This is a genomic window from Sporosarcina sp. P19 (assembly GCF_002743165.1).
Classification (GTDB): Bacteria; Bacillota; Bacilli; order Bacillales_A; family Planococcaceae; genus Sporosarcina; species Sporosarcina ureae.
In genome coordinates, this window is record NZ_PDYR01000006.1 from 100,514 (window position 1) to 122,371 (window position 21,858).

At 42.2% G+C, this 21,858-nt stretch carries 38 protein-coding genes; all 38 read right to left on the bottom strand.

Annotated features, from left to right (window positions below; all coding sequences use genetic code 11):
* Positions 1 to 12: 12 nt before the first annotated feature.
* A complete protein-coding gene (locus CSV74_RS08585; protein WP_099691355.1) occupies positions 13 to 699 on the bottom strand; it encodes an urease accessory protein UreF in 687 nt (228 codons plus the stop codon).
* Positions 692 to 1,147 carry an urease accessory protein UreE gene (gene ureE / locus CSV74_RS08590; RefSeq protein ID WP_099691356.1) on the bottom strand — a complete coding sequence of 152 codons (456 nt, stop codon included), beginning with the start codon at positions 1,145 to 1,147 and terminating at the stop codon, positions 692 to 694. Before ureE ends, CSV74_RS08585 begins: the two co-directional genes overlap by 8 nt.
* A gap of 10 nt (positions 1,148 to 1,157) precedes the next feature.
* A complete protein-coding gene (ureC, locus tag CSV74_RS08595) occupies positions 1,158 to 2,876 on the bottom strand; it encodes an urease subunit alpha (RefSeq protein WP_099691357.1) in 1,719 nt (572 codons plus the stop codon).
* Complete coding sequence (locus CSV74_RS08600; RefSeq protein WP_099669926.1) at positions 2,873 to 3,196, bottom strand: urease subunit beta; 324 nt, start codon at positions 3,194 to 3,196, stop codon at positions 2,873 to 2,875. The genes ureC and CSV74_RS08600 overlap by 4 nt, the downstream gene beginning before the upstream one ends.
* A 30-nt stretch (positions 3,197 to 3,226) precedes the next feature.
* Positions 3,227 to 3,529, bottom strand: a complete 303-nt coding sequence (locus tag CSV74_RS08605) for an urease subunit gamma (protein WP_029053247.1) — start codon at positions 3,527 to 3,529, stop codon at positions 3,227 to 3,229.
* Positions 3,530 to 4,144: 615 nt separating this feature from the next.
* Complete coding sequence (gene rpsI / locus CSV74_RS08610; protein ID WP_085131997.1) at positions 4,145 to 4,537, bottom strand: 30S ribosomal protein S9; 393 nt, start codon at positions 4,535 to 4,537, stop codon at positions 4,145 to 4,147.
* Positions 4,538 to 4,556: 19 nt separating this feature from the next.
* Positions 4,557 to 4,994, bottom strand: a complete 438-nt coding sequence (rplM, locus tag CSV74_RS08615; RefSeq protein WP_029053249.1) for a 50S ribosomal protein L13 — start codon at positions 4,992 to 4,994, stop codon at positions 4,557 to 4,559.
* A 174-nt stretch (positions 4,995 to 5,168) separates the two neighbouring features.
* Positions 5,169 to 5,906 carry a tRNA pseudouridine(38-40) synthase TruA gene (gene truA, locus CSV74_RS08620; protein WP_099691386.1) on the bottom strand — a complete coding sequence of 246 codons (738 nt, stop codon included), beginning with the start codon at positions 5,904 to 5,906 and terminating at the stop codon, positions 5,169 to 5,171.
* Between the two features lie 5 nt (positions 5,907 to 5,911).
* Entirely contained in the window at positions 5,912 to 6,709 is a 798-nt protein-coding gene (locus tag CSV74_RS08625) for an energy-coupling factor transporter transmembrane component T family protein (RefSeq protein WP_099691358.1), read from the bottom strand.
* Positions 6,703 to 7,578, bottom strand: coding sequence for an energy-coupling factor ABC transporter ATP-binding protein (locus CSV74_RS08630; protein ID WP_099691359.1), 876 nt, complete (start codon positions 7,576 to 7,578; stop codon positions 6,703 to 6,705). Before CSV74_RS08630 ends, CSV74_RS08625 begins: the two co-directional genes overlap by 7 nt.
* A complete protein-coding gene (locus tag CSV74_RS08635; RefSeq protein ID WP_029053253.1) occupies positions 7,554 to 8,411 on the bottom strand; it encodes an energy-coupling factor ABC transporter ATP-binding protein in 858 nt (285 codons plus the stop codon). The genes CSV74_RS08630 and CSV74_RS08635 overlap by 25 nt, the downstream gene beginning before the upstream one ends.
* Before the next feature lie 276 nt (positions 8,412 to 8,687).
* Positions 8,688 to 9,068, bottom strand: a complete 381-nt coding sequence (gene rplQ / locus CSV74_RS08640; RefSeq protein ID WP_029053254.1) for a 50S ribosomal protein L17 — start codon at positions 9,066 to 9,068, stop codon at positions 8,688 to 8,690.
* Positions 9,069 to 9,098: 30 nt separating this feature from the next.
* Entirely contained in the window at positions 9,099 to 10,043 is a 945-nt protein-coding gene (locus tag CSV74_RS08645) for a DNA-directed RNA polymerase subunit alpha (protein WP_029053255.1), read from the bottom strand.
* A gap of 123 nt (positions 10,044 to 10,166) precedes the next feature.
* Entirely contained in the window at positions 10,167 to 10,556 is a 390-nt protein-coding gene (rpsK, locus tag CSV74_RS08650; protein WP_009499031.1) for a 30S ribosomal protein S11, read from the bottom strand.
* Positions 10,557 to 10,582: 26 nt separating this feature from the next.
* Positions 10,583 to 10,948, bottom strand: a complete 366-nt coding sequence (gene rpsM / locus CSV74_RS08655) for a 30S ribosomal protein S13 (protein WP_029053256.1) — start codon at positions 10,946 to 10,948, stop codon at positions 10,583 to 10,585.
* A gap of 24 nt (positions 10,949 to 10,972) precedes the next feature.
* A complete protein-coding gene (gene rpmJ / locus CSV74_RS08660; RefSeq protein WP_076758849.1) occupies positions 10,973 to 11,086 on the bottom strand; it encodes a 50S ribosomal protein L36 in 114 nt (37 codons plus the stop codon).
* 39 nt (positions 11,087 to 11,125) lie between these two features.
* The gene (gene infA / locus CSV74_RS08665) at positions 11,126 to 11,344 is read right to left on the bottom strand and encodes a translation initiation factor IF-1 (RefSeq protein WP_029053257.1); all 219 of its coding nucleotides are present in this window, start codon (positions 11,342 to 11,344) and stop codon (positions 11,126 to 11,128) included.
* 346 nt (positions 11,345 to 11,690) lie between these two features.
* On the bottom strand, positions 11,691 to 12,344 hold the full coding sequence (locus tag CSV74_RS08670; protein WP_029053258.1) for an adenylate kinase: 654 nt from the start codon (positions 12,342 to 12,344) through the stop codon (positions 11,691 to 11,693).
* Between the two features lie 46 nt (positions 12,345 to 12,390).
* Positions 12,391 to 13,683: a preprotein translocase subunit SecY gene (gene secY / locus CSV74_RS08675; protein ID WP_029053259.1), complete on the bottom strand. Its 1,293-nt coding sequence runs from the start codon at positions 13,681 to 13,683 to the stop codon at positions 12,391 to 12,393.
* Positions 13,683 to 14,123 carry a 50S ribosomal protein L15 gene (gene rplO / locus CSV74_RS08680; protein WP_083034249.1) on the bottom strand — a complete coding sequence of 147 codons (441 nt, stop codon included), beginning with the start codon at positions 14,121 to 14,123 and terminating at the stop codon, positions 13,683 to 13,685. The genes secY and rplO overlap by 1 nt, the downstream gene beginning before the upstream one ends.
* A gap of 32 nt (positions 14,124 to 14,155) precedes the next feature.
* A complete protein-coding gene (gene rpmD / locus CSV74_RS08685) occupies positions 14,156 to 14,338 on the bottom strand; it encodes a 50S ribosomal protein L30 (RefSeq protein WP_029053261.1) in 183 nt (60 codons plus the stop codon).
* Positions 14,339 to 14,351: 13 nt separating this feature from the next.
* Positions 14,352 to 14,852, bottom strand: a complete 501-nt coding sequence (gene rpsE / locus CSV74_RS08690; RefSeq protein ID WP_029053262.1) for a 30S ribosomal protein S5 — start codon at positions 14,850 to 14,852, stop codon at positions 14,352 to 14,354.
* A gap of 22 nt (positions 14,853 to 14,874) precedes the next feature.
* Complete coding sequence (gene rplR / locus CSV74_RS08695; protein WP_029053263.1) at positions 14,875 to 15,237, bottom strand: 50S ribosomal protein L18; 363 nt, start codon at positions 15,235 to 15,237, stop codon at positions 14,875 to 14,877.
* Between the two features lie 33 nt (positions 15,238 to 15,270).
* A complete protein-coding gene (rplF, locus tag CSV74_RS08700) occupies positions 15,271 to 15,810 on the bottom strand; it encodes a 50S ribosomal protein L6 (RefSeq protein ID WP_029053264.1) in 540 nt (179 codons plus the stop codon).
* Positions 15,811 to 15,840: 30 nt separating this feature from the next.
* Positions 15,841 to 16,239 (bottom strand): 30S ribosomal protein S8, encoded by a 399-nt coding sequence (gene rpsH / locus CSV74_RS08705; protein ID WP_029053265.1) that lies wholly within the window; start codon positions 16,237 to 16,239, stop codon positions 15,841 to 15,843.
* Positions 16,240 to 16,269: 30 nt separating this feature from the next.
* The gene (locus tag CSV74_RS08710; RefSeq protein WP_008298870.1) at positions 16,270 to 16,455 is read right to left on the bottom strand and encodes a type Z 30S ribosomal protein S14; all 186 of its coding nucleotides are present in this window, start codon (positions 16,453 to 16,455) and stop codon (positions 16,270 to 16,272) included.
* 20 nt (positions 16,456 to 16,475) lie between these two features.
* Complete coding sequence (rplE, locus tag CSV74_RS08715) at positions 16,476 to 17,015, bottom strand: 50S ribosomal protein L5 (RefSeq protein WP_029053266.1); 540 nt, start codon at positions 17,013 to 17,015, stop codon at positions 16,476 to 16,478.
* 26 nt (positions 17,016 to 17,041) lie between these two features.
* Positions 17,042 to 17,353: a 50S ribosomal protein L24 gene (rplX, locus tag CSV74_RS08720; RefSeq protein ID WP_029053267.1), complete on the bottom strand. Its 312-nt coding sequence runs from the start codon at positions 17,351 to 17,353 to the stop codon at positions 17,042 to 17,044.
* Between the two features lie 35 nt (positions 17,354 to 17,388).
* On the bottom strand, positions 17,389 to 17,757 hold the full coding sequence (gene rplN, locus CSV74_RS08725) for a 50S ribosomal protein L14 (protein WP_029053268.1): 369 nt from the start codon (positions 17,755 to 17,757) through the stop codon (positions 17,389 to 17,391).
* 38 nt (positions 17,758 to 17,795) lie between these two features.
* Positions 17,796 to 18,059, bottom strand: a complete 264-nt coding sequence (rpsQ, locus tag CSV74_RS08730) for a 30S ribosomal protein S17 (protein WP_029053269.1) — start codon at positions 18,057 to 18,059, stop codon at positions 17,796 to 17,798.
* Positions 18,060 to 18,076: 17 nt separating this feature from the next.
* Positions 18,077 to 18,277, bottom strand: coding sequence for a 50S ribosomal protein L29 (rpmC, locus tag CSV74_RS08735; protein WP_025783856.1), 201 nt, complete (start codon positions 18,275 to 18,277; stop codon positions 18,077 to 18,079).
* Positions 18,267 to 18,701: a 50S ribosomal protein L16 gene (gene rplP / locus CSV74_RS08740; protein WP_029053270.1), complete on the bottom strand. Its 435-nt coding sequence runs from the start codon at positions 18,699 to 18,701 to the stop codon at positions 18,267 to 18,269. The genes rpmC and rplP overlap by 11 nt, the downstream gene beginning before the upstream one ends.
* A gap of 1 nt (position 18,702) precedes the next feature.
* Complete coding sequence (rpsC, locus tag CSV74_RS08745; RefSeq protein WP_029053271.1) at positions 18,703 to 19,365, bottom strand: 30S ribosomal protein S3; 663 nt, start codon at positions 19,363 to 19,365, stop codon at positions 18,703 to 18,705.
* Between the two features lie 3 nt (positions 19,366 to 19,368).
* The gene (rplV, locus tag CSV74_RS08750; RefSeq protein WP_037561627.1) at positions 19,369 to 19,713 is read right to left on the bottom strand and encodes a 50S ribosomal protein L22; all 345 of its coding nucleotides are present in this window, start codon (positions 19,711 to 19,713) and stop codon (positions 19,369 to 19,371) included.
* A gap of 20 nt (positions 19,714 to 19,733) precedes the next feature.
* Positions 19,734 to 20,012, bottom strand: coding sequence for a 30S ribosomal protein S19 (rpsS, locus tag CSV74_RS08755; RefSeq protein WP_099691360.1), 279 nt, complete (start codon positions 20,010 to 20,012; stop codon positions 19,734 to 19,736).
* 60 nt (positions 20,013 to 20,072) lie between these two features.
* A complete protein-coding gene (gene rplB / locus CSV74_RS08760) occupies positions 20,073 to 20,903 on the bottom strand; it encodes a 50S ribosomal protein L2 (protein ID WP_029053274.1) in 831 nt (276 codons plus the stop codon).
* Positions 20,904 to 20,936: 33 nt separating this feature from the next.
* A complete protein-coding gene (gene rplW / locus CSV74_RS08765; protein ID WP_099691361.1) occupies positions 20,937 to 21,224 on the bottom strand; it encodes a 50S ribosomal protein L23 in 288 nt (95 codons plus the stop codon).
* Positions 21,224 to 21,847 carry a 50S ribosomal protein L4 gene (gene rplD, locus CSV74_RS08770; RefSeq protein WP_029053276.1) on the bottom strand — a complete coding sequence of 208 codons (624 nt, stop codon included), beginning with the start codon at positions 21,845 to 21,847 and terminating at the stop codon, positions 21,224 to 21,226. The genes rplW and rplD overlap by 1 nt, the downstream gene beginning before the upstream one ends.
* Positions 21,848 to 21,858: the final 11 nt, after the last annotated feature.

Genomic DNA, 21,858 nt, shown 5'->3' on the forward strand with positions numbered 1-21,858 from the left:
TCATTGTGTTCATTACGAACTAAAAATACGTATCCCAACACGTTCGTGCTGCATTTGTGAAAGCTCGAGTCCTGGCGATACGACTCCAAACTCTTCTTGATCTAATTCCATAATTTTGTCTGTTGTTTGCTGAAGTTGTTGTTGAAACGTATAAATAATCTTCTGTCCCGCAGTTTGTCCAAGCGGGATGGCCCGCACGGCATTTTGTACGAGACTAACAACCGTCGAATATAAATAATATAAAATCGTTGTAGTCTTTTCTACTTGAAGGTGATGTCCGATCATTGTAAAAACAATAGCCGGATGTCCGAAAGCTTGTTTGTCACGAATTTTCTGCGCGTAGATAGATAACACTGGTATTTTGTAAATGGATTCGGCAATGTCTAACATTCTGTCACCCATACGTTGTGTTCCATCACGTGATTCACGGGCAAGATTCTGTACAGTCAATATGCGATCCAATTCCCAAATCTTATCAAGATCATCCACATCAAGCGCATCATAAACGAGTCTTACGGCCAAGCCATCTGCATAAGCAAGCTGTTCATGCAGATAGACATTCAACCACTCAGAAAACGTATTGGCATCGGTGACCTTGTCGTTTTGGATATACGTTTCCAGTCCAAATGACTGGCTAAAAGAGCCGATCGGAAAACTTGAATCGCATAGCTGTAACAAGGACAGTGCGTTATTAGTCATGGCTATGTCCGATATGACGGAAAGCCTTCGCAACTTTTCGTTCTTCACGCTTGAACGGAATACCCATTTCTTGTAGCAATTCCTCGACTAAATAATCATACTGAACGAGCATGTCCTCATCCTCAAACTGCGCAGGTAAATGACGATTTCCGAGCTGATGAGCAATCGTTCCCATTTCAAGCATCGTGCGCGGGCTAATAATAATTAAATCGTCAGAAAGTACGTCAATCAAAATAACATTCTTATCATCCATAAAAAGAATGTCTCCCACTTCCAAATCACGCGGTTTTTTTAATCGAATTCCAATTTCACGCCCGTGATCAGTTTCCACACGTTGGATCCTTTTCATTAAATGCGCACTTTCTAAGTACACTTTCTCTTTATGAAGGCTCTCATACTTACTTGGATCTAAATCTCTAACGTTCATTAAGACTTCTTCTACAATCATTTTCTTCACCTCAGAATAAGAAATAGCGTTGCCCCATAGGTACTACGTCAATCGGATCACACGTTATAAGTTTTCCGTCAATTTTCACTTCATACGTTTGTGGATCTACATCAATGTGGGGTGTAGCTGTATTTAATTTCATATCTTTTTTCGTGAGACTGCGTATATTACGAACAGGCAGTACCACTTTTTCAAGTCCAAGCTTCTCTTTTATTCCTTGATCATATGCAATTTGGGAAACAAATGTAATAGAACTTTGCGACAATGCCTTACCGAGTGTTGCATACATCGGACGATAAATCATTGGTTGTGGCGTCGGGATCGTCGCATTGGCATCTCCCATTAAGCTAAAGACTGCCATTCCATTTTTCAATATCATTTCCGGTTTAACGCCAAAGAATTTTGGATCCCATAGGACAAGGTCGGCCATTTTCCCGACTTCAATTGAACCGATATACTCCGATATGCCGTGAGCAATAGCAGGATTAATCGTATATTTAGCGACATAGCGCTTTACCCGATTATTATCCGAATACTCACTATCGCCCTCCATAACTCCAAGCTGTTTTTTCATTTTGTGAGCTACTTGCCATGTGCGAAGTGCAACTTCTCCGATCCGGCCCATCGCCTGAGAATCTGAGCTTGTCATACTAAAGACACCTAGGTCTTGTAAAATATCTTCCGCTGCAATCGTTTCATTGCGAATACGTGAATCTGCAAATGCGATATCTTCTGGCACGGAAGGATTTAAGTTATGCGCTACCATCACCATATCCAAATGCTCATCAATCGTATTAATTGTATACGGCAATGTCGGATTGGTAGAAGCCGGCAACACGTTCATCATGCCTGCCGATTTAATCAAATCCGGAGCATGTCCGCCTCCTGCACCCTCTGTATGGTACATATGGATACCGCGACCATCAATGGCTTTGATCGTATCTTCAAAAAATCCGGATTCGTTTAATGTATCCGCGTGAAGTGCGACTTGCACGTCATATTCATCAGCAATGCGTAATGCATGATCGAGAACAGACGGTGTCGCGCCCCAATCTTCATGAACTTTCAAACCAATCGCACCGGCAATTATTTGTTCAGCTAATGGGCCTCCTGCTGCTGCATGCCCTTTCCCTGTTAATCCGATATTGATCGGTTGTCCATCCAAAGCCTTCAGCATGGAATGAAGATGCCAAGCACCTGGTGTGGCAGTCGTGGCTCTAGAACCATCTCCTGGTCCAGCTCCACCACCGATTAGTGTTGTCGTTCCCGCAGTAAGTGCGACATCTACTTGTGCCGGATTAATAAAGTGCACGTGCGTATCAATTGCACCGGCAGTAATGATTTTACCTTCACCCGAAATAACTTCAGTGGACGTTCCAATAATAATATCCACTTTGTCTTGTACAAGCGGATTACCCGCTTTGCCGATACCCGAAATTTTGCCGTCTCGAATTGCTAGATCGGCTTTATATATTCCTGTATAGTCCAGCACGACAACATTTGTAATAACTGTATCAGGTACGCGTTCATCTTCTTCGCGCGTTATGTACGGGTGTTGGCCCATTCCATCGCGAATGACTTTCCCGCCACCGAACACAACTTCTTCGCCATATTTCGTGTAGTCTTTTTCGATTTGGATAAATAAATCTGTATCTGCTAGTCGGACAGAGTCTCCGGTTGTCGGTCCGTACATTTGAGCATATTGCTCTCTATCCATTTTAAAACTCATTTTGTATTCCCGCCTTCCAATGCTCCGTCTACTTTATTGTGAAATCCGTACACTTCTCTTTCTCCAGCATAGTCAATTAGCTGTACTTCTTTTTCATCGCCCGGCTCAAAACGAACAGCAGCGCCTGCAGGAATATTTAAACGTTTACCATACGTCACATCCCGATCAAACTTTAACGCAAGATTCACTTCATAAAAATGATAATGGGAACCAATTTGGATGGGTCTGTCCCCATGATTAATAACTTGTACATGTATATTTTCTGCACCTTCATTACAAATGATTGGTTCATCTTTTAAAATGTATTCGCCTGGTATCATCGTTACGTCTCCCTTCTATTCATAAACAATCTATCTTATCGGGTTATGCACTGTGACTAACTTCGTCCCATCAGGGAATGTTGCTTCTACTTGAATGTCATCAATCATTTCAGGAATCCCATCCATTACATCTTCACGAGTTAAAATCGTCGCACCATAAGCCATAAGTTCCGCAACTGTTTTCCCGTCTCTGGCACCTTCCATCACCTCATATGTAATAAGAGCCATTGCTTCAGGGTGATTCAATTTAAGCCCTCGTTCCCTCCGTCTTCTGGCAACGTCTGCAGCAACAACGATCATTAACTTATCAATTTCACGCGGTAGTAATCGCATTGTTCAACCTCCTAAAATAAATAATATATTGCAGTAATACACTTCTCCAATTAAAAATGTAATATTCTATAAAGTGTAAAAATTATATTAACTTTTTATCCTCTTTTGATTGCTTTACATATTTTGATTCATTCATATAATTCCATTGATAAAGCGTGTGTGTATAGAGAGGTCCAACTTGTCACAGTTTACCCAAATGCAAGTTAACATAAACGTTGTCCACATAACACTTCGCCGACAAATAAACTATTGTTAGCGGCCAAAATAGTTTTTCGGTCAAGTTGTCTCTAAATTCGAATCATATCATAAGGTAACGAGTTGTTTAATAAATGGTCTAGTCGCAGTTGATTCGTTAAAGACTCATAATATCAGGGGGTGATCCGTGAGCCTCTCAACTAGCTAAAACAACTGGGAATGAAGGGTGGTTTACTTTCTTTTTAGAAAGTGAATTGGAGTTACTGCTACTAATTTATTGTACAGTTTCTCGGCGAAGATTCAAGTGTTCCCGCTTACATAAAGAGCTGGCGAGATATCTACTTAGAAAAGTACTGCTCAAGCTAAACACAAAAAAAGCCCTTCTCATTAAATAATGAGAAGAACTTTTGAAAAAACAAATTAACGTTTTGAGAACTGAGGTGCACGACGAGCGCCGCGAAGACCTGGTTTCTTACGTTCCTTCATACGTGGATCACGTGTTAGGAATCCTGCTGATTTAAGTGCTGCACGGAAATCAGGATCTACAGTAAGCAATGCACGAGCAACGCCGTGACGGATTGCACCTGCTTGACCTGTGTAACCTCCACCGTTAACGTTAACGTGGATATCGTAGCTTCCAAGTGTTTCCGTTGTAACTAGTGGTTGTTTAATGATTTCACGAAGTGTTTCGAATGGTACGTAGTCTTCTACGTCACGATTATTGACGACAATTTTGCCTTCGCCAGGAATTAGACGTACACGAGCTACTGAACTTTTACGACGGCCAGTGCCGATATATTGTACTTGTGCCAAGTGGGTTTCCTCCTCTTAATTAACCGCGAAGCTCGAAAGCTTCTGGTTTTTGTGCTGCATGCTGATGTTCTGGACCAGCAAATACGTGTAATTTCTTGATTGTTTGACGACCTAGAGGACCGTTTGGAAGCATTCCTTTAATCGCAAGTTCAAGCATTTTTACAGGGTAGTTCGTACGCATTTCAAGAGCAGTACGTGACTTGATGCTACCTGTGTAACCAGAGTGACGGTAGTACATTTTATCTTTCAACTTGTTACCAGTCAATTGGATTTTTTCAGCGTTGATGATGATGACGTGATCGCCTGTATCAACATGTGGTGTAAACGTTGGTTTATGTTTACCGCGTAAAAGAGTTGCAACTTCTGAAGCAAGACGACCAAGCGTTTGTCCTTCAGCGTCGACAACTAGCCATTTACGTTCGACTTCGTGACCTTTAGCCATGAATGTTGTGCGCATATTGTATTTCCTCCTAAAATATCAAATCTGTTCCCTTGTTTTCTCTATCCCTAAACACAAATAAACTTCCGGGGCTTGTTTGTGGGGTTATTGAAATACCATTTATCATGTTATCCTTTATTGCCAATAAAGTCAAGCGTTTTTATGTATACGCCAGGATTAGTTGCCATGACTTCAATAAGTGACTTCTAGCAAGTACAAACCGTGTGCCGCCGCAGTTTTCCCTGCTCTTTGGCGATCTTTTGCCTCGAGTATTTTTTGGATATCTTCGGGCTCGTCCCATCCAATGCCAACTGCCAGCAAAGCACCGGCAATCGTACGAACCATATTGTAAAGAAATCCATCTCCTTCCACTTCAAGAATTAGTTCGTCCTGATGCCGTTCAAGTGTTAGTTTCCGGATCGTACGGACTTTATTCGAGGTAGCGGTCTTCGCCGAACAGAAACTTGTAAAATCGTGTGTGCCGATTAAATAGGCAGCACCTGCATTCATTCGTTCTACATCCGGATTCCACCTACCTAAATGAACAGCAAAATTACGCTCGAATGGACTTTGCAATTCTCCATAGGACCATTTATATCGATACGTTTTACCTTTTGCACCGTAACGGGCATGGAAATCTTTAGACACCTGTTCAATCGCAGTTATACGTATGTCCTTAGGTAGCAGCACATTCAATGCCATCAGCCAGCGATCACCTAAATCTAGAGGTGTGTCAAAATGAATGACCTGACCTAACGCATGGACACCAGCATCGGTTCGTCCGCTTGCTACCGCGTGTGATGTCGGGTCTTTATGCAATTTAACAAGCGCCTTATCTATCTCCGCTTGAACTGTCCGCATGGTTGGCTGCGATTGATATCCAGCAAAATGCGTCCCGTCATACGAAACAGTCGCTTTCATTCGTTTCAATTTACTCACTTCCTCACCCACAGCAATACACCTACCAATAGCACAAATGTGATCAGAACAGCAGTATCCCTCATGTGCCAAGACAACTGACGGAACCTTGTGCGACCTTCTCCACCACGGTAGCCACGAACTTCCATAGCGATCGCTAAATCTTCTGCACGCTTAAATGCACTGACAAATAGTGGTACAAGCAATGGAATGACTGCCTGCACCCGCTCTTTGATGGAACCGGTACTTAAATCAGATCCTCTTGCTAGTTGTGCTTTTAAAATTTTATCCGTTTCATCCATTAAAGTTGGAATAAAGCGAAGAGATATCGACATCATCAATGCCAACTCATGTACTGGCAATTTCAGCTTTTTAAAAGGATTGAGCAACGTTTCCAATCCATCCGTAATCGAGATTGGTGAAGTTGTTAATGTCAATACTGTCGTAATCAAAACGAGAACCAAAAATCGGATGGATATAAATATACCCATTCGCAAACCCTCTTCATAAATTTTGATAAACTTCCATTCAAATATAACGGGTCCTTCACGTGTAAAGAAGATATGTAATAGAAGAGTAAAAATGATTAAAAAAATGACCGGTTTTAACCCGTTGATCAAAAAATATGGTCTAATTCGAGCGAGTGCAATGGCAAACGCTGTGAAGCCAAGCAAAATGGCATAAGACACAACGTTATTGGACAAGAACACCGCTACTACAAACAGAAACACAAAGAGCAACTTGGAACGGGGGTCCATACGATGCACAATGGATGTACCTGGAATAAAACGGCCAATAATCATTTTTTCTAACATGGCCGCTCCCCTTTTCTCGCAATAGCTTTTGCTAACTCTTGTGCCAATGTATCTTCCGTAAGTGCAATGCGATCAAAACGCTGTCCACTCATCTTTTCGATCTGACGCTGAAAACGCACGGAACGCGGGACGCTGAGTCGAAATGAATGAAGCTTATCTTCCAAACTATATATTTCTTCAGGCGTCCCTTCCATCACAGCCGTCCCCTCATGCATCACAAGGATTCGATCACTGTAGCGTGCCGCATCTTCCATACTATGTGTCACAAGGATCGTCGTTAGACTTTCTGTCTTATGCAAATGATGGAATAACTCCATAATCTCTTTACGACCTTTAGGATCCAAGCCCGCTGTAGGCTCGTCAAGGACTAAGACAGATGGTTTGAATGCTAGGACACCCGCAATCGCAACACGCCGCATTTGACCTCCTGACAGTTCAAAAGGAGACTTCTGCAGCACATCCTCCGGCAGACCTAAAAGCTTCACTAATTCATGTGCTCGAGCTCTTGCTTCCTCTTTCGGCACACCAAAATTTATAGGTCCGAACATGATATCTTTTTCAACTGTTTCTTCAAATAACTGGTGTTCAGGAAACTGAAAGACAATCCCTACTTGGTTTCGAACTTCCTTCATCTTCTTACCTTTAGTCTGGGCAGTAATCATCGTGTCACCTATTTGGACAATACCTTCAGACGGCTTTAGCAACCCATTCAAATGAAGCAATAAAGTCGATTTCCCTGAACCCGTATGACCAATGATTGATGTATAAGAACCTGAAGGGATCGTAGCTGTCACGTCCTGCAAAGCACGTTTCTCAAACGGTGAATCTTTAGCGTATAAGTATCCTACTTGCTGAAGTGAAATGTCCACAATTCATTCACCAACTCTTCTTCTGTCATATGATTACCTTGCAACTCTACGCCAGTGGCTCTTAATAACTCAGAAACACGTAAAGCAAATGGCAGATCAAGTCCTACTTTTTCAAGTTCAGTACCTTGTTGGAAAATTTCCTGCGGTGTACCTACCATCAATACTTGTCCTTCATTCATTACCAATATACGATCTGCCAATAATACTTCCTCTAAATCATGCGTAATGGATAACACAGTCAAGTTAATTTCAGATCGTAACTTCTTGACGATCTCGATTACTTCTTCACGTCCCTGGGGATCCAGCATAGAAGTGGCTTCATCCAAAATAAGTAGCTCAGGATGCATAGCTAACGCACCTGCAATCGCTACACGCTGCTTCTGACCACCTGAGAGATGATGTGGCTCGTGATTAATGTAATCCTTCATCTTCACCTGTTCCAAAGCCTCTTGAACACGTTTTACCATCATGTCGTATGGTACGCCATTGTTTTCTAATGCAAAGGCTACATCATCTTGCACAGTAGATCCGACAAACTGATTATCCGGGTTTTGAAAGACAATGCCCATACGCGAACGTGTTTCCCAAAGATTCTCTTCTGATAGTCGTTCCGAGAAGAGATGTACTTCACCTGATGAAGGAAACATCAAACCAATCAACAGCTTTGCTAGCGTCGACTTACCAGAACCGTTATGCCCTACAACTGCCAGCCATTCTCCTTCATACAAAGTGAAAGACGCATTATTCAATGCCTTAGTTGACATAGGCGAAGATTCTTCTTCCTCCATATCGTAAGAAAACTCCACATGGTGCATCGACGCTATTTCCTTCATTTAGATTCCTCCTCTTAGGTGATGTTATGGATCAATATAAACTCTATGTACTCAGTTATTCTTATGTATAAAAAAAAAGCGCGTACCTCATCTAAGGAATGCGCCTTTGAAAACGAAAATGCCGGGTGCTCATGCCGACATCTCAGATGAGGTACGTAGAGCTAGACCAGTCGATTACTCGCGGATCATAACACTCAGCTTTTATGTCGTATAAATCTCGTACTTGTAATAAGAGGGTGTGCTGTGCGTGACAGACACACCCTCGAAGTGTTGGAATTACACCAGTTCGATAATAACTACTGGTGCGCCATCGCCACGGCGAGGTCCCATTTTCATTATACGTGTATAACCGCCTTGGCGATCTGCATAACGTGGTGCTACTGTATCAAAAAGTTTTTGAAGTGCAAACACTGTTGCTTCTTCGCCTTCTCCGTTTTCAACAGTTACCTTTTCACGACGGATATATTCAGCCGCTTGACGACGTGCATGAAGATCTCCACGTTTTCCAAGAGTGATCATCTTTTCAACAACTTTACGTAATTCTTTCGCACGTGTTTCAGTTGTTTGGATGCGCTCATGAATGATAAGATCTGTCGTTAAGTCGCGAAGCATTGCTTTACGTTGTGAACTTGTGCGTCCAAGTTTTCTGTATCCCATTTGAAGTTACCCTCCTTCAATATATGTCAGTTATTCTTCAGAGCGTAACTCAAGGTTTAGCTCATCCAATTTAGCTTTCACTTCTTCAAGTGATTTACGGCCTAAGTTTCGCACTTTCATCATTTCGTCTTCAGACTTGTTAGCAAGCTCTAAAACCGTATTGATGCCTGCACGCTTCAAGCAGTTATAAGATCGGACAGAAAGATCAAGTTCTTCAATTGTCATTTCCAAAACTTTTTCTTTTTGGTCTTCTTCTTTTTCTACCATGATTTCTGCAGTTTGTGCTTCGTCAGTCATACCAACGAATATATTCAAATGCTCTGTAAGAATTTTAGCTCCAAGTGATACTGCCTCTTTAGGACCAATGCTTCCATCTGTCCATACATCGAGTGTCAACTTATCAAAGTTGGTACTTTGTCCGACGCGAGTGTTTTCAACTTGGAAGTTAACGCGTGATACAGGAGTGTAAATCGAGTCGATTGGAATTACACCAATCGCTAGATCCTCACGTTTGTTTTGATCGGAAGGAACATATCCTCGTCCACGTACAGCATACATACGCATACGTAAATGTCCATTTTTACCGAGAGTAGCAATCGGGAGATCTGGATTTAATACTTCAACATCACTATCATGTGTGATGTCTGCAGCCGTCACGACGCCTTCACCTTTCACATCGATCTCAATAACTTTCTCATCGTCTGAGTAAATTTTGAGAGCTAGTTTCTTCACATTCAAAATAACTGTAGATACGTCTTCGACGACACCTTCAATTGTAGCGAATTCATGAAGTACACCATCGATTTGAATAGATGTCACAGCAGCTCCTGGTAATGAAGACAAGAGAATGCGGCGCAAGGAATTCCCTAGGGTGTTTCCATATCCACGCTCTAATGGTTCGATAATAAACTTACCGAACTGTGAATCTTCACCGATCGTTACTGTTTCAATCTTTGGTTTCTCAATCTCGATCATTTATTTACCCTCCTCAAAACGTCTCTATAATGGTTTAACCTTATTGAATTCACTGATAATAGATAGTCTATTTCAACAGTATTAACAAAAAATGTCTTTCTTAATCCAATAGATTCAAACCGATTATACGCGACGACGTTTTGGCGGGCGACAACCATTATGCGGAACCGGAGTTACGTCTCTGATTGCAGTAACTTCAAGACCAGCAGCTTGTAGTGAACGGATAGCCGCTTCACGACCAGCACCTGGGCCTTTAACTGTTACTTCCAATGATTTTAAACCGTGTTCCATTGCTGTTTTCGCTGCAGTTTCAGCAGCCATTTGTGCAGCAAATGGAGTGGATTTACGGGAACCTCTAAAGCCAAGTGCACCAGCGCTAGACCATGAAAGTGCATTACCGTGGCTATCCGTGATAGTTACGATAGTGTTATTGAACGTTGAACGGATATGTGCAATACCAGTCTCAATATTCTTTTTTACACGACGTTTACGAGTTTGTTGTTTACGTGCCATGTTGGAAAGAACCCTCCTTTACCTAATTATTTTTTCTTGTTAGCCATTGTGCGTTTAGGACCCTTACGCGTACGTGCATTGTTTTTCGTGTTTTGTCCACGAACAGGCAATCCACGACGGTGACGGATACCACGGTTACTACCGATTTCCATCAAACGCTTGATGTTTAGAGAAGTTTCACGACGAAGATCTCCTTCTACTTTCAAGCCGTCAATTTGTTCACGAATCTTATCAAGCTCAGCGTCAGTTAAATCACGAACGCGAGTTTCTTGAGAAATATCAGCTGCAGTTAAAATTGATTGTGCAGTTGTTTTACCAATACCGAATATATATGTCAATGAAATGACAACGCGCTTATCGCGCGGAACGTCTACACCAGCAATACGTGCCATATAAGTTGTGCACCTCCTTGTGTTTTAGCCTTGTCTTTGTTTGTGCTTTGGATTTTCACAGATTACCATTACTCGGCCGCGTCTACGAATAACTTTACATTTTTCGCAGATCGGTTTTACAGATGGTCTTACTTTCATCTTACCCAACCTCCTTCAGTATTTCGGGAGTGCAAAAGTTTATTTGAAACGGTATGTGATACGACCACGTGTTAAATCGTAAGGTGAAAGTTCTAATGTCACCTTGTCGCCTGGCAGAATACGAATAAAGTGCATACGAATTTTACCTGACACGTGTGCAAGCACAGTATGTCCGTTTTCTAACTCCACTTTAAACATCGCATTCGGCAACGTTTCAAGAACAGTTCCTTCTACCTCAATTACGTCGTCCTTCGCCATCAATCCTGTCTCCCTTCTATATCCCAATAAAGGCTTTCACCATCGAGCGGCATCAGTTGCCTTCAAAAGGCTTCCTTCAACATATGTCCAGTTAGCATGAGTGATGTTCGAAAGACGTCTGCCACATTTCGCTGTTTCGCATAAATCACGAATGAGATCCTTTATTGCCCTCGTTGCAGTGCCAATTATATATTATACTGCCATTGGCAATAGAATGCATGTCGGAACTACCAAGGAATTAATGATAAACTCTCATTGATCTTATAACAGGAACCTAATGCTTTTGCAGTTCGATTTCATCCATTACCTTCCGAACAATGAAGAAGATGTGCCCGAAAAGGATTGATTACTTTTTACCTTGTTGCAAAACTGCATCTAAGTCCTTGAATACAAGATTAATATCCTGTTGGCCATTAATTTTAGTCAGTACACCTTTTTCGCCATAAAAGTCGAGTAAAGGAGCTGTCTGATTCATATTTACTTCCAGACGATTCATGACAGTATCCGGATTGTCATCTGCACGTTGGTAAAGTTCTCCGCCATCTTTATCACACACATCTTCTACCTTTGGCGGGTTGAAGATCAAGTGATACGATGTGCCACATACTTTACAAATTCGACGGCCAGATAACCTTGCCACCAATTCTTCCGTATCGACTTCGATATCCAATACGTACTCAATGCTTTTTCCTAAATCCTCAAGTAAAGCATCTAGTGCTTCAGCTTGTGGGACCGTTCTAGGGAAACCATCAAGCAAGAATCCTTTGTCACAATCCGGTTTGCTTAAACGTTCACGCACGATACCAATGGTAACTTCATCAGGAACTAATGCTCCTTGATCCATGAACGATTTTGCTTTAACTCCAAGTTCCGTGCCATCTTTGATGGCAGCTCGGAACATATCGCCTGTAGAAATATGAGGGATTCCGTATTTCTCGACAATTTTGTCTGCTTGTGTGCCTTTACCAGCACCAGGCAGACCCATTAATACGATATTCATACGTCCTTGCCCTCCATTTGTTTACAATAGGTCAGGCTATTGCTTTTTATTTCATAAAGCCTCTGTAATGTCTCTTCACTAATTGTGATTCTAATTGCTTCATTGATTCAAGTGCAACCCCTACTACGATGAGCAAGCTCGTTCCGCCGATTTGAGCGGATTGAGGCAAATTCGCCAAGTTGATGAAGAAGATCGGCATAACCGCTACGACAGCAAGGAAAATCGAGCCGACGAACGTCAGTCTATACAGAGTACTTGTTAAGTACTTTTGAGTGTTTGCTCCTGGACGAATTCCTGGAATGTATGCACCTTGTTTTTTCAGATTGTCTGCCATATTTTCTGGATTCACTTGAATGAATGCATAGAAATACGTAAACGCGATAATAAGTGTTACATACAAAATCATACCAATCGGATTCGTATAATCGAAGATCCGAATAATAGTTTTAGTTACACTGTTCTCACCGAAAAATGGAGCGATTTGTTGTGGCGTTATAAAGAATGCCACCGCAAAGATTACCGGGATAACTCCTGCAGCATTTAATTTCAAAGGTAAGTGTGTTTGTTGACTTGCAACAGACTGATTGCGTCCTGAGACACGTTTCGCATATTGAATCGGAATTTTCCTCAATGCTTCTTGGAAGTAAATAACCCCGACCACTATGGCTACGATCACGATCAGCAGTAAGACCATCGTTGCAATTCTAATAAATAGTGCATCTCCAGCGTCTTGAATTTGCGTTACATACAACTGGTTAACTGCATTTGGAATGCCGGCAACAATCCCTGCAAAGATAATGATGGAAATACCATTTCCAACACCTTTTGCAGTAATTTGTTCACCAAGCCATAGAAGGAAAGCAGTACCGGCAGTCAACACAATTGCAATTGTGATATACGTAGATACGCTATTGTCTTGAATCAGTGTACCGCCAAATGTTTGGTTGAAACCAAACGACATGGCAAGTGCTTGAATAAAGGCTAGAACGATCGTGAAATATCTTGTGAATTGTGCAAGTTTACGTCTTCCGACGTCACCTTGTTTTGACCACTCAGTAAACTTTGGAACAACATCCATCTGCAAGAGTTGTACAATGATGGATGCCGTGATATACGGCATAATCCCCATTGCAAAGATCGAGAAGTTGGATAGTGCTCCCCCACCAAATGTGTTCAAGAATCCGATAAACTGGTTATCTGATTGTTGTAAAGCAGTTGCATCAACGTTTGGAACCGGAACAAATGTCCCTAGTCTAAAAACGATGAGCACTAGGAGGGTGAAAATTATTTTAGACCGGATCTCCTTCACACGCATGAAATTAGAGATTGTCTGAAACATTATACCACCTCTGTTTGCCCGCCTGCTTTTTCAATTGCTTCTTTTGCAGAAGCGGAGAATTTGTTAGCACGTACTGTGATCTTCTTATCAAGTGTTCCGTTACCCAGAATCTTGATACCAGATTTGGCGTTGCTTACAACACCAGTTTCAATTAACAATTCCGGCGTTACTTCCGTGCCTTCTTCGAAACGATTTAATGTGTCGAGGTTAACGATAGCATAATCTTTACGATTGATGTTCGTGAACCCGCGCTTAGGAAGTCGTTGGAAAAGAGGAATTTGTCCACCTTCGAAACCAAGACGTACACCGCCGCCTGAACGAGCGTTTTGGCCGTCATGACCTCTACCAGAAGTCTTACCTGTTCCAGATCCAATCCCACGACCAACACGTTTGCGGTTTCTGCGAGATCCCTCAGCTGGTTTTAGCTCATGTAATTTCATCTTATCGGCACCTCCTTATTGTAAAATAGTACTTAAATTTCTTTAACGGTTACCAAGTGGCTAACTTTTGTAATCATACCACGGATGGCATCGTTGCTTTGATGCTCAACTGTTTGATTTAACTTTCGAAGGCCTAGTGCTTCAATTGTTTTACGCTGTGTTGGCTTTGAACCAATAACACTTTTCGTAAGGGTGACTTCAAGTTTGTTCGTCATTGTATTTCCCCCCTTAACCTAACAGTTCTTCTACGGATTTACCACGCAATTTGGCAATGTCTTCTGCGCGTTTCAAATTCTGCAACCCTTCGATTGTTGCACGTACCATGTTGATCGGTGTGCTTGATCCAAGAGATTTAGAAAGTATATCCGTGACGCCTGCAAGTTCAAGTACCGCACGGACAGGTCCACCTGCGATAACACCAGTACCCGGAGCAGCTGGTTTGATGAGGATTTGTCCTGCACCAAAGCGTCCGATTACTTCATGTGGAGTTGTACCTTTGACCATTGGCACTACAATCAAGTTTTTCTTCGCATCTTCAATTGCTTTACGGATTGCATCTGGAACTTCTTGTGCTTTACCAGTACCAAAACCGACACGACCGTTTTTATCTCCGACTACGACAAGTGCAGTGAAGCGGAAACGACGTCCACCTTTTACAACTTTCGCAACGCGGTTGATCGTTACTACGCGTTCTTCAAACTCACTTTTGTTCTGATCATTACGACGCATGAAATATGTCCCTCCCTCTTAATTAAAATTCCAGACCATTTTCGCGTGCAGCGTCAGCTAATGCTTTTACACGGCCGTGGAAAAGATATCCGCCGCGGTCGAATACAACCGCTTTAACGTCTTTTTCAACAGCTTTCTTTGCAATAAGCTCGCCGACTTTAGCTGCAGATTCAGTGTTACCTGTAGATCCAGCCTCAACATCGTTATCTCTTGTAGAAGCGCTAACGATTGTTACGCCATTCAAATCATCAATCAATTGTGCATAGATGTGTTTGTTTGAACGGTAAACGTTTAGACGTGGACGCTCTGCAGTTCCGCTGATTTTCGTACGCACACGTGCGTGACGCTTTTTACGGACAGCGTTTTTATCTTGTTTCGTGATCATCGGAGTCACTCCTTCCAAATACCTCAAGCGGTATTATTTACCTGTTTTACCTTCTTTACGACGAACGATTTCGCCTTCATAACGAATACCTTTGCCTTTATACGGCTCTGGCGGACGTACTTGACGGATGTTAGAAGCAAGAGCACCTACGTGTTCTTTGTTGTATCCGCGAACGATTATTTTCGTGTTCGCTGGAACTTCAACTTCTACACCTTCTTCTGGTGTGAACTCTACTGGGTGTGAGTAACCTACGTTCAATACAAGTTTCTTCCCTTGCATAGAAGCACGATATCCAACCCCAACCAATTCAAGTGTGCGTTCAAATCCTGTAGATACTCCCACTACCATGTTGTTAAGAACAGAGCGTGTAGTACCGTGAATTGAACGGTGAGCTTTTGATTCAGAAGGACGAGTAAATGTAATTACATTGCCTTCTTGAGTGATCGTAATTTCTTTATCTAATTGTCTCGAAAGTTCACCTTTCGGACCTTTAACAGTAGCGAAGTTTGCATCTGAAATTGTTACAGTAACACTTTCAGGAACTTCGATCTGACGATTACCAATACGGGACATTCTATTGCACCTCCATTCAATTGTAGCTAATTACCAAACGTAAGCGACGACTTCTCCGCCGACTTGTTTAGCGCGGGCTTCTTTGTCTGTTAATACACCGTTTGATGTAGAAACTAGTGCAACACCTAAGCCGTTAAGTACTTTAGGTACTTCGTTTGATTTAGCATATACACGAAGTCCTGGTTTAGAAATACGTTTTAAGCCATTGATAACGCGTTCGTTATCCTGACCGTATTTTAGGAAAATGCGGATGATGCCTTGTTTGTTATCTTCCACGTATTCCACATCACGAACGAAACCTTCTCGTTTTAAGATCTCGGCGATTTCTTTCTTTACGTTTGAAGCAGGTACCTCAAGCTTCTCGTGGCGAACCATGTTCGCATTACGGATGCGTGTAAGCATATCTGCAATCGGATCACTCATTGTCATTTGAATTAACCTCCTTCCCTAATTAGGGGTTTACCAGCTGGCTTTTTTAACGCCAGGAAGTTGTCCCTTGTATGCAAGTTCGCGGAAACAAATACGGCAAAGTTTAAATTTGCGATATACTGAATGTGGACGACCACAACGTTCGCAGCGTGTATATTCTTGTACTTTGTACTTTGGCGTACGTTTCTGTTTAGCGATCATAGATTTCTTAGCCACGTTTTCGCCTCCCTATTATTTTACTTTTGGAATGGCATGCCACACTGTGCAAGCAACTCACGTGCTTCTTCATCAGTGTTAGCTGTCGTCACGATGACGATATCCATCCCTCGTACTTTTGATACTTTATCGAAGTCAATTTCAGGGAAAATAAGTTGCTCTTTCACACCAAGAGTATAGTTACCGCGACCGTCAAACGCTTTTTTAGAAACGCCACGGAAGTCACGTACACGTGGTAATGAGATTGAAACTAATTTATCGAGAAACTCATACATGCGCTCACCGCGAAGCGTTACTTTTGCTCCGATCGGCATACCTTCACGTAAACGGAATCCTGCGATAGATTTTTTCGCTTTAGTAATGACTGGTTTTTGACCTGAAATAGTTGCAAGATCCTCTACAGCTGCATCAAGTGCTTTTGTATTTTGGACAGCATCACCAACACCCATGTTGATAACGATTTTGTCTACTTTAGGAACCTGCATAACAGATGTATATTCAAACTTGCTCATTAGAGCAGGTGTGATTTCTTTAGAAAACTTCTCTTTCAAACGACTCATCAGTCGGACCTCCCTTCATGCAATACTTACTTATCCAGTGATTCACCGGATTTTTTTGCAATACGTACTTTTTTACCGTCTTCCATTTTATAACCTACACGAGTCGGCTCGCCTGTTTTAGGATCGATTACCATCACGTTTGAGACATGAATTGTAGACTCTTGGCTTACAATTCCGCCCTGTGGATTTTCTTGGTTCGGCTTTGTGTGTTTTTTGACGATATTAATACCTTCAACAAGCACACGGTCTTTTTTCGGATAAGCAGTTAGGATCACACCTGTTTTACCTTTATCTTTCCCAGAGATCACCATTACTTTGTCGCCTTTTTTAACGTGCATTTATCGCACCTCCTTGACTGGCTCTGTCATTAGAATTAAAGAACTTCTGGAGCAAGTGAAATAATTTTCATGAAGTTACTGTCGCGTAGTTCGCGAGCAACTGGTCCGAAAATACGTGTTCCACGTGGCCCTTTATCATCACGAATAATAACGCAAGCATTCTCATCGAATGTAATGTATGAACCGTCTTTACGACGAACACCACTTTTCGTACGAACAATGACGGCTTTAACGACGTCACCCTTCTTAACAACGCCACCTGGTGTTGCCTTCTTAACCGTAACAACAACTACGTCACCGATGTTAGCTACTTTACGACCTGATCCGCCTAGTACTTTAATTGTTAGTACTTCGCGTGCACCAGAGTTGTCAGCAACTTTCATTCTACTTTCCTGTTGAATCATCGAGGTTACCTCCTTCCGAAATCTGGGTTAAAAACCTATTAGATGATGATCGCTTTTTCAACGACTTCTAGAAGACGGAAACGCTTAGTTGCCGATAATGGACGAGTTTCCATAATACGAACAACATCGCCGATTTTCGCTTCGTTTAGCTCATCATGAACTTTAAGTTTCTTAGAGTACTTTACACGCTTACCGTATAAAGAATGTTTTTTGTATGTTTCTACCATTACCGTTACGGTTTTATCCATTTTATCGGAAACCACACGGCCTGTGTATACTTTGCGCTGGTTACGCTCAGTCATGGCTGCAACCTCCTTCATCAGTTATTTGCACTGATTTCTCTTTGTCGTATTACAGTTTTCATGCGCGCAATCGATTTGCGTACTTCACGGATGCGTGCAGTGTTTTCTAATTGACCTGTCGCTAACTGGAAGCGAAGGTTGAAAAGCTCTTCTTTAAGTGATTTCACTTTTTGCTCGATCTCTGCAGTTGTTAAGTCACGAATTTCATTAGCTTTCATTAGACTCACCACCAATTTCTTGTCGTTTTACAAACTTGCTTGTTACAGGAAGTTTGTGCGATGCAAGTCTAAGTGCCTCACGAGCAACCTCTTCTGAAACACCTGCAATTTCGAACATTACTCTACCAGGTTTCACAACTGCAACCCAGCCTTCTACAGCACCTTTACCGGAACCCATCCGGACTTCTAGAGGCTTTTTAGTATATGGTTTGTGCGGGAAAATATTGATCCATACTTTACCGCCACGTTTCATGTAACGAGTCATAGCAATACGAGCAGATTCAATCTGACGGTTTGTGATCCAACTTGCTTCTAGAGCTTGAAGACCATACTCACCAAATTGAACTGTAGCGCCACCTTTTGTTTCACCACGCATTTTCCCACGGAATACACGACGATGTTTTACACGTTTAGGCATTAACATATTATTTGCCTCCTTCCCCAGAGTTCTTCTTAACTTTTACTGGAAGGACTTCACCACGATAAATCCATACCTTTACGCCAAGCTTACCATAAGTAGTATCAGCTTCAGCATGTGCATAATCTATATCTGCACGTAATGTATGAAGAGGGACAGTTCCTTCACTGTAGTGTTCTGCACGAGCGATATCAGCACCGCCGAGACGACCAGACACTTGTGTTTTAATTCCTTTTGCGCCAGAACGAATAGTACGTTGAATTGCTTGTTTCTGTGCACGACGGAATGATACACGACTTTCTAATTGACGAGCGATTGATTCTGCGACTAATCTCGCATCCAAATCAGCGCGTTTGATTTCTACGATGTTGATGTGTACACGCTTGCCTGTGATTTCGTTAAGTTGCTTACGAAGTGTTTCTACTTCGGAACCACCTTTACCGATAACCATACCTGGCTTTGCAGTGTGGATTGTAATATTAACACGCTTAGCAGCACGCTCAATTTCAACTTTTGAAACTGAAGCTTCGATAAGACGCTTTTCGATGTATTCACGAATCTTTAAGTCTTCATGTAGTAAGGACGCATAGTCTTTTTCCGCGTACCATTTTGAGTCCCAGTCACGGATGACGCCTACACGGAGTCCATTAGGATGTACTTTTTGGCCCACTAATTACCCCTCCTTCTTTTCAGATACCACTAATGTGATGTGGCTTGTACGTTTGTTAATCGCACTTGCACGACCTTGTGCGCGCGGACGGAAACGTTTCATTGTTGGTCCTTCATCTACGAATACTTCACTGACGATTAAGTTCTCAGTATCCATTTCGTAGTTATGTTCAGCGTTTGCAATTGCTGATTTCAATAATTTTTCCACGACTGGAGATGCCGCTTTAGGCGTAAGTCGTAGAATAGCCATAGCTTCACCTATATTCTTGCCGCGAATAAGATCAACGACCAAACGAACTTTGCGAGAAGCAATACGGACTGTGCGTACAGATGCTTTAGCTTGTTGCATCAGGATAACCTCCTCTCAAATTAGCGTTTTGTTTTCTTATCGTCGGCACCATGGCCTCTGTATGTGCGTGTAGGTATGAATTCACCTAGTTTGTGACCTACCATATCTTCTGTTACATAAACAGGAACGTGTTTACGCCCATCATATACTGCAATCGTTAATCCGATGAAAGTCGGGAAGATTGTTGAACGGCGTGACCATGTTTTAATAACCTGTTTCTTTTCTGAGTTTTTTTGTGCGTCAACCTTTTTTAGTAAATGGTCATCTGCAAAAGGTCCTTTTTTCAAGCTGCGGCCCATTCTGGAACCTCCTTCCGAGTATGTACTACGGTCCATCTACTGAACCGCAGTGCAATAACATTATTTTTTACGACGGCGAACGATAAGTTTATCTGATTTATTGTTCTTCGTGCGTGTCTTGAATCCAAGAGTTGGTTTACCCCAAGGAGTAACAGGACTTGGACGACCGATTGGTGTACGTCCTTCACCACCACCGTGTGGGTGATCGTTAGGGTTCATTACAGATCCACGAACAGTTGGACGTTTGCCTAACCAACGTGAACGACCTGCTTTACCAATGTTGATCAATTCGTGTTGCTCGTTACCAACTTGACCGATTGTAGCACGGCAAGTAGCAAGAATCATACGAACTTCTCCTGATTGTAGACGAATGATGACGTATTTGCCTTCGCGTCCTAGTAACTGAGCTGAAGTTCCTGCTGAACGAACTAATTGTCCGCCTTTGCCTGGCTTCATTTCAATATTGTGAATCGTAGACCCCATAGGGATGTTCTCTAATGGTAGAGCATTTCCTACACGGATGTCCGCTTCAGGTCCTGAGATGATTGTGGAACCTACTGTCAATCCTTTAGGAGCAAGGATGTATTTCTTTTCACCATCTGCATAGTTGATTAATGCGATGTTTGCTGAACGGTTTGGATCATATTCGATCGTAGCAACGCGTCCTGGAATGCCATCTTTCCGACGTTGGAAATCGATGACACGGTATTGGCGCTTATGTCCTCCACCTTGGTGACGAACTGTCATTCTACCTTGGTTGTTACGTCCGCCTTTACGCTTGACTGGTGCAAGCAATGATTTTTCTGGTTTGCTAGCTGTAATCTCAGCAAAATCAGAAGAAGTCATGTTACGACGTCCGTTGGAGGTAGCTTTGTACTTCTTAATCGCCATTTTGTGTTCCCTCCTTCATTTAGTATGAGTTAATTACACTTCAAAAAGTTCGATATCTTTGGAATCAGTAGTTAATGTAACAATTGCCTTACGGCGTTTGTTTGTATAACCAGCATGTTTCCCCATACGCTTGAACTTACCTTTGTAGTTCATAACGTTAACTTTTTCAACTTTAACACCGAAGATTTCTTCAATAGCTTGTTTCACATGCGTTTTGTTCGCGCGTGTATCAACTTCGAATGTATATTTTCTTAAGTCTTCCATTTGTTCAGAAGAACGCTCGGTAATGACCGGACGTTTCAGAATATCACGTGCTTCCATTAACCAAGCACCTCCTCGACTTTTTCTATTGCTGCTTTTGTCATAACTAGCTGGTCATGTCCGACTAGGTCAAGAACATTAATACCATTCGCTGAAATGACGCTGATTCCTGGAATATTACGGGCAGACAATGCTACCGATTCTTCTAGATCAGCTGTAACAAATAATGCTTTCTTAGTGATTGAAAGGTCTTCAAGCACTTTAACAAAGCCTTTTGTTTTTGGTGCATCAAATGCTAAGTTTTCTAGAACGATTAGTTCTTCAGCTGCTACTTTCGTAGAAAGAGCGGATAGAAGTGCTAAACGGCGAACTTTCTTAGGCATTTTATAGCTGTAACTACGCGGTGATGGACCGAATACGATACCGCCTCCACGCCATTGTGGTGATCTGATTGAACCTTGACGAGCACGACCTGTACCCTTTTGACGCCACGGTTTACGACCGCCGCCTGCTACTTCCGCGCGAGTTTTAACCTTGTGGTTACCTTGGCGTAAAGAGGCTTGTTGTTGAACAATTGCTTCGAATAATACTGCTTCATTCGGCTCGATTCCAAAAATCGCATCGTTTAGTTCGATGTCGCCGACAGCAGAACCTGTTTGACTTACTACAGATACTTTAGGCATTCCTGTTTCCT

Coding starts and splice junctions, on each gene's coding strand:
- infA (WP_029053257.1), bottom strand. CDS start 11,344: ATGGCGAAGGACGACGTAATTGAGGTAGAAGGAACTGTTCTTGAAACG.
- rplE (WP_029053266.1), bottom strand. CDS start 17,015: ATGAGTCGTTTGAAAGAGAAGTTTTCTAAAGAAATCACACCTGCTCTA.
- rplB (WP_029053274.1), bottom strand. CDS start 20,903: ATGGCGATTAAGAAGTACAAAGCTACCTCCAACGGACGTCGTAACATG.
- rpsM (WP_029053256.1), bottom strand. CDS start 10,948: ATGGCACGTATTGCTGGTGTAGACGTTCCGCGCGATAAGCGCGTTGTC.
- CSV74_RS08625 (WP_099691358.1), bottom strand. CDS start 6,709: ATGTTAGAAAAAATGATTATTGGCCGTTTTATTCCAGGTACATCCATT.
- rpsQ (WP_029053269.1), bottom strand. CDS start 18,059: ATGACTGAGCGTAACCAGCGCAAAGTATACACAGGCCGTGTGGTTTCC.
- CSV74_RS08600 (WP_099669926.1), bottom strand. CDS start 3,196: ATGATACCAGGCGAATACATTTTAAAAGATGAACCAATCATTTGTAAT.
- rplM (WP_029053249.1), bottom strand. CDS start 4,994: ATGCGCACAACATTCATGGCTAAAGGTCACGAAGTCGAACGTAAATGG.
- CSV74_RS08645 (WP_029053255.1), bottom strand. CDS start 10,043: ATGATCGAGATTGAGAAACCAAAGATTGAAACAGTAACGATCGGTGAA.
- rpmD (WP_029053261.1), bottom strand. CDS start 14,338: ATGACGAACAAACTTGAAGTCACCCTTACGAAAAGTGTTATTGGTTCA.
- rplO (WP_083034249.1), bottom strand. CDS start 14,123: ATGAAATTACATGAGCTAAAACCAGCTGAGGGATCTCGCAGAAACCGC.
- rplN (WP_029053268.1), bottom strand. CDS start 17,757: ATGATTCAACAGGAAAGTAGAATGAAAGTTGCTGACAACTCTGGTGCA.
- rplV (WP_037561627.1), bottom strand. CDS start 19,713: ATGCAACAAGCTAAAGCATCTGTACGCACAGTCCGTATTGCTTCTCGC.
- rplF (WP_029053264.1), bottom strand. CDS start 15,810: ATGTCCCGTATTGGTAATCGTCAGATCGAAGTTCCTGAAAGTGTTACT.
- CSV74_RS08605 (WP_029053247.1), bottom strand. CDS start 3,529: ATGCGATTACTACCGCGTGAAATTGATAAGTTAATGATCGTTGTTGCT.
- rpsS (WP_099691360.1), bottom strand. CDS start 20,012: ATGGGCCGCAGCTTGAAAAAAGGACCTTTTGCAGATGACCATTTACTA.
- CSV74_RS08670 (WP_029053258.1), bottom strand. CDS start 12,344: ATGAATATCGTATTAATGGGTCTGCCTGGTGCTGGTAAAGGCACACAA.
- rplX (WP_029053267.1), bottom strand. CDS start 17,353: ATGCACGTTAAAAAAGGCGACAAAGTAATGGTGATCTCTGGGAAAGAT.
- ureE (WP_099691356.1), bottom strand. CDS start 1,147: ATGATTGTAGAAGAAGTCTTAATGAACGTTAGAGATTTAGATCCAAGT.
- rpmJ (WP_076758849.1), bottom strand. CDS start 11,086: ATGAAAGTAAGACCATCTGTAAAACCGATCTGCGAAAAATGTAAAGTT.
- rpmC (WP_025783856.1), bottom strand. CDS start 18,277: ATGAAAGCTAATGAAATTCGTGACTTAACAACTGCAGAGATCGAGCAA.
- secY (WP_029053259.1), bottom strand. CDS start 13,683: ATGTTTCAGACAATCTCTAATTTCATGCGTGTGAAGGAGATCCGGTCT.
- rplW (WP_099691361.1), bottom strand. CDS start 21,224: ATGGAAGCACGTGATATTCTGAAACGTCCGGTCATTACCGAGCGTTCT.
- rplQ (WP_029053254.1), bottom strand. CDS start 9,068: ATGGGATACAGAAAACTTGGACGCACAAGTTCACAACGTAAAGCAATG.
- rplR (WP_029053263.1), bottom strand. CDS start 15,237: ATGATCACGAAACAAGATAAAAACGCTGTCCGTAAAAAGCGTCACGCA.
- rpsH (WP_029053265.1), bottom strand. CDS start 16,239: ATGACAATGAGTGATCCGATTGCAGATATGCTTACACGCATCCGTAAT.
- CSV74_RS08635 (WP_029053253.1), bottom strand. CDS start 8,411: ATGAAGGAAATAGCGTCGATGCACCATGTGGAGTTTTCTTACGATATG.
- rplP (WP_029053270.1), bottom strand. CDS start 18,701: ATGTTAATGCCTAAACGTGTAAAACATCGTCGTGTATTCCGTGGGAAA.
- rpsE (WP_029053262.1), bottom strand. CDS start 14,852: ATGCGTCGTAATGATCAGAACAAAAGTGAGTTTGAAGAACGCGTAGTA.
- rpsK (WP_009499031.1), bottom strand. CDS start 10,556: ATGGCACGTAAACAACAAACTCGTAAACGTCGTGTAAAAAAGAATATT.
- ureC (WP_099691357.1), bottom strand. CDS start 2,876: ATGAGTTTTAAAATGGATAGAGAGCAATATGCTCAAATGTACGGACCG.
- rplD (WP_029053276.1), bottom strand. CDS start 21,847: ATGCCTAAAGTATCTGTAGTAAGTCAAACAGGTTCTGCTGTCGGCGAC.
- CSV74_RS08585 (WP_099691355.1), bottom strand. CDS start 699: ATGACTAATAACGCACTGTCCTTGTTACAGCTATGCGATTCAAGTTTT.